Annotated in this window: 4 protein-coding genes; 1 reads left to right on the forward strand and 3 read right to left on the reverse strand. The window is 72.7% G+C overall.

Annotated elements, in window-relative coordinates; translation table 11 throughout:
• Positions 1 to 272: 272 nt before the first annotated feature.
• Positions 273 to 1,106, reverse strand: a complete 834-nt coding sequence (locus tag FNQ90_RS15515; RefSeq protein WP_182606923.1) for an aldo/keto reductase — start codon at positions 1,104 to 1,106, stop codon at positions 273 to 275.
• Positions 1,107 to 1,298: 192 nt separating this feature from the next.
• Here FNQ90_RS15515 and FNQ90_RS15520 point away from each other — a divergent pair, with 192 nt between their 5' ends.
• Positions 1,299 to 2,348: a bile acid:sodium symporter family protein gene (locus tag FNQ90_RS15520; protein WP_182606924.1), complete on the forward strand. Its 1,050-nt coding sequence runs from the start codon at positions 1,299 to 1,301 to the stop codon at positions 2,346 to 2,348.
• Positions 2,349 to 2,392: 44 nt separating this feature from the next.
• Here FNQ90_RS15520 and fdhD read toward each other — a convergent pair whose 3' ends face one another.
• Complete coding sequence (gene fdhD / locus FNQ90_RS15525) at positions 2,393 to 3,232, reverse strand: formate dehydrogenase accessory sulfurtransferase FdhD (RefSeq protein ID WP_182606925.1); 840 nt, start codon at positions 3,230 to 3,232, stop codon at positions 2,393 to 2,395.
• Positions 3,233 to 3,349: 117 nt separating this feature from the next.
• Positions 3,350 to 3,775, reverse strand: a complete 426-nt coding sequence (locus FNQ90_RS15530) for a thioredoxin domain-containing protein (protein WP_182606926.1) — start codon at positions 3,773 to 3,775, stop codon at positions 3,350 to 3,352.
• Positions 3,776 to 3,803: the final 28 nt, after the last annotated feature.

Here is a 3,803-nt window from a genome sequence, read left to right on the forward strand (position 1 = left end):
CCCCGGGTTTTTCCCGCAGAGCCCCCGAACGCCTCCGCCGGACCCGGCACCCCCACCGTTCCCGGCGGTGGGGAGCCCGGGGACCGGGGGTTCCCGAGGTTGTCGGGAGTCCTCGAAAGCGATCGAACGGCCTCCCTGCCGTCACGGCGTCCGGGCACGCACCGCGTCCCCGGACGCGCGGTGGCCCCGGCACCGCACGGAGCGGTGCCGGGGCCACGGCACGTTCGGGGAGGTGCCGACGGACCGAACGATCCGGCGGCGGATCCGCCGACTCAGCGGTTGTTGAACTCGTCCGGGTCCGGACCCAGCCGCCGGCCGTTGTCCAGCCCGGCCAGCGCCGTCATGTCCTCGTCGTCGAGATCGAACCCGAAGAGGTCGAAGTTCTCCTCGATCCTTGACGGGGTCGCCGACTTCGGAATCACCACGTTGCCCAGCCGCAGGTGCCAGCGCAACACGGCCCGGGCCGGGGTGACGCCGTGCTTCTCGGCGATCGACACCAGCGTCGGGTCCTCCAGCAGGCCCTTCCCCTGGCCCAGCGGGGACCACGCCTCGGTGACGATGTCGTGCTCGGCATGGAAGGCACGGGTATCGGCCTGCGGCAGGTTCGGGTGCAGCTCGATCTGGTTGAGTGCCGGCACCGTACCGGTCTCGTCCAGCAGGCGCCGCAGGTGGGTGGGCTTGAAGTTGGACACACCGATGGCGCGGGCCCGCCCCTCGGAGTGGATCTTCTCCAGCGCCCGCCAGCTCTCGACGTACAGGTCCACCGCCGGCATCGGCCAGTGGATCAGGTACAGGTCCACGTGCTCCAGAGCCAGGCGTTCCAGCGAGGCGTCGAAGGCCCGCAGCGCCGCGTCGTACCCGTGGTCGCCGTTCCACAGCTTGGTGGTCACGAAGATCTCTTCGCGGGGGATGCCGGACTCGGCGATGGCGCGTCCGGTGCCCTCCTCGTTGCCGTAGGCGGCCGCGGTGTCGATGCTGCGGTACCCCACCTCCAGCGCCTTGCCCACCGTGGCGGTGGCCTCGTCGTTCGACACCTGCCAGACGCCGAAGCCCAGTCGGGGCATCTCGACGCCGTTGTTGAGAGTCACATGCGGGACGCTGCTCACGTGCGATTCGGTCCTTACTCCGCGTGATGGCGGTTTCGGTCGTGCGGTTGGGTGGTCTCCCTACCCAACCCCCTTCCAACGATGACGCCCCACCCGGCATTCCCGTGGTACCCCGCGCCGACCACGAGGCCCCCACCGGGAGCGTCACCCGGGCGGCGGGACACAATGCTCACCGTGCGCGGATTGCGACGGATGACCCGATGGCTCGACCCCTACCTGGTGCTCCTGATGGGGACGGTCGCGCTGGCCGCCGTACTCCCGGCCACCGGTCCCGCCGCGACCGCGGCCGACGCCTCGGCCACCGGTGCGATCGCCCTGCTGTTCTTCCTCTACGGAGCCCGGCTGTCCACCGCCGAGGCACTGGCCGGACTGCGTCACTGGCGCCTGCACCTGACCATCCTGACGTGCACTTTCGTCCTCTACCCCCTGTTGGGTCTGGCGGCCCGGCCGTTGGGTGACCTGCTGCTCACCCCGGAGCTGTACGCCGGACTGCTGTTCCTGTGTCTGGTGCCCTCCACCGTCCAGTCCTCCATCGCCTTCACCTCCATGGCCCGGGGCAACGTCGCCGGGGCGATCGCCGCCGGCTCCTTCTCCAGCCTGGTCGGGGTGTTCCTCACACCGTTGCTGGTGGCGCTGTTGATGGGCGGGCTCGGTGGTGCCGCGCTCTCCGGCGGACTGGACGCCGACGCCCTGTTGCGGATCGGCGCGCAACTGCTGCTGCCCTTCCTGCTCGGTCAGCTCCTGCGCCGCTTCATCGGCGGCTTCGTGACCCGCCACAGGGCGGTGCTCTCCCTGGTGGACCGGGGTTCCATCCTCGTCGTGGTCTACGCCGCCTTCAGCCGCGGCATGGAGGAGGACATCTGGGCCCGGGTGAGTTGGCGGCGGCTGCTCGCGCTGGGCGCGGTGGAGATCCTGCTGCTGACCGTCATGCTGGTGATCACGGTGTACGGCTCGCGGCGACTGGGATTCGCGCGCGGGGACCGGGTGGCGATCGTCTTCGCCGGCTCCAAGAAGTCGCTCGCCGCCGGCCTGCCGATGGCCGGGGTGCTGTTCGGCCCGCAGGCGGCGATGGCGGTGCTGCCATTGATGATCTTCCACCAGATGCAACTGGTGGTCTGCGCCGTCCTGGCCCGCCGCTGGGGGCGGGAGGCCGAACCCCGACCGGCGGGGGAGGGGCCCCCACCCGCTCCGGGCGACGGCTCCGGCGCCCGCCGGGTCGGGCCGGGGGACGGCCCGGCCTGAGACCGGGAGGCGACGGCCGCCGCCACTCGCCCGGCCGGCGCTCCTCACCCGGAGGGGAGCACCACCCGCTCGGCGCCGGCGTAGATGTTCATCGATCCGCCGCGCAGGAAACCGACCAGTGTCAGCCCTGTCTCCAGAGCCAGGTCCACCGCCAGCGAGGAGGGGGCCGAGACCGCGGCCAGGACCGGGATGCCGGCCATCACCGCCTTCTGGACCAGTTCGAAGGAGGCCCGTCCGGAGACCAGCAGCACCGTGCCGTCCAACGGCAACCGGCCCGCCTGGAGGGCACGACCGACCACTTTGTCCACCGCGTTGTGCCGGCCCACGTCCTCCCGCACGTCGAGCAGGGTGCCGTCGCCGGCGAACAGGCCGGCCGCGTGGAGCCCTCCGGTGCGTTCGAACACCCGCTGCGCCGCGCGCACCCGGTCCGGCAGCGCCCCCAGCAGATCGAGCCCCACCCGGGGGCCGGAGGCCAGGGGGTACCGGGCGGTGGTGCGCACCGCCTCGAGTTCGGTACGGCCGCAGATGCCACAGGCCGAGGTGGTGGTGACCCGACGTTCCAGGGACTCGGCCGGTGGGGCCACACCGGGTGCCAGGGCGATGTCCACCACGTTGTAGGAGTTGCCCGCCTCCGGGTCGGAGCGGTCGCGTCCGCCGCAGTAGACCACCCGGCTCACCTCCCCGGCCGCGGCGACCACGCCCTCGGCGACCAGGAAGCCGCAGGCGAGGGCGAAATCATCGCCGGGGGTGCGCATGGTGACCGCCAGCCGTCTGCCCGCCACCCGGATCTCCAGCGGTTCCTCCACCGTCAGGGTGTCGGGCCGCTCGTCGACGCGGCCGTCCCGCACCCGCAGCACCCGGCGTCGTTCGGTGACCCGTCCCATGTCGTGCTCCGCTCCTCGTACCCGGCAGGGCCCGGCATCCGCGGGCCGGTGGTGCCCCGGCCGACATCCGGTTCCCGGGCCATCGTCCCATCCGGGGACGGTTCGGGGTCGCGCGGATCAGCCCCGCCGTCCGCGTCGGGGCCCCGGACGGGCGGGGTCACCGGGCGGCACCTCGTGCAGGTCCAGCGTCACCGGAGGCTCGACGACGCCGGGGCCACCGGCGGCCACCCACTCCAGCACCTCCTCGGTGACCTCCGCCCCGTTGACCCACCCGAGCCACACCGGTCGGCCCCCGCGCCGGCGCCCCTCGGAGGACGGGGTGACCACCAGGACGTTGGCCTTGCCGCAGGGGCCGAGACAGTCGCTCACCCGTACCCGCAGGCGGCCCGCCGAGTCCGCCTCCGCCTCCCGCAGGCGGAGCAGTTGACCGGTGTGGTCGGTGCCGGGGTCCTTGGCCGGGTTCCCGCAGCAGCACCCCCGGCAGATCACCACAGAACAGGGGCGTTCACCCCGCGGGGAGAGACGGGAGGCGGCGACCGGGATCCGGTGGGACCGGGAGGAGGGCTGGGAC

Source organism: Streptomyces alkaliphilus (genome assembly GCF_014141535.1).
GTDB lineage: Bacteria > Actinomycetota > Actinomycetes > Streptomycetales > Streptomycetaceae > Streptomyces > Streptomyces alkaliphilus.

What these genes read in the sequence shown, in the direction of transcription:
- FNQ90_RS15520 (WP_182606924.1), top strand. Translation starts at nt 1,299, where the DNA reads ATGACCCGATGGCTCGACCCCTACCTGGTGCTCCTGATGGGGACGGTC.
- fdhD (WP_182606925.1), bottom strand. Translation starts at nt 3,232, where the DNA reads ATGGGACGGGTCACCGAACGACGCCGGGTGCTGCGGGTGCGGGACGGC.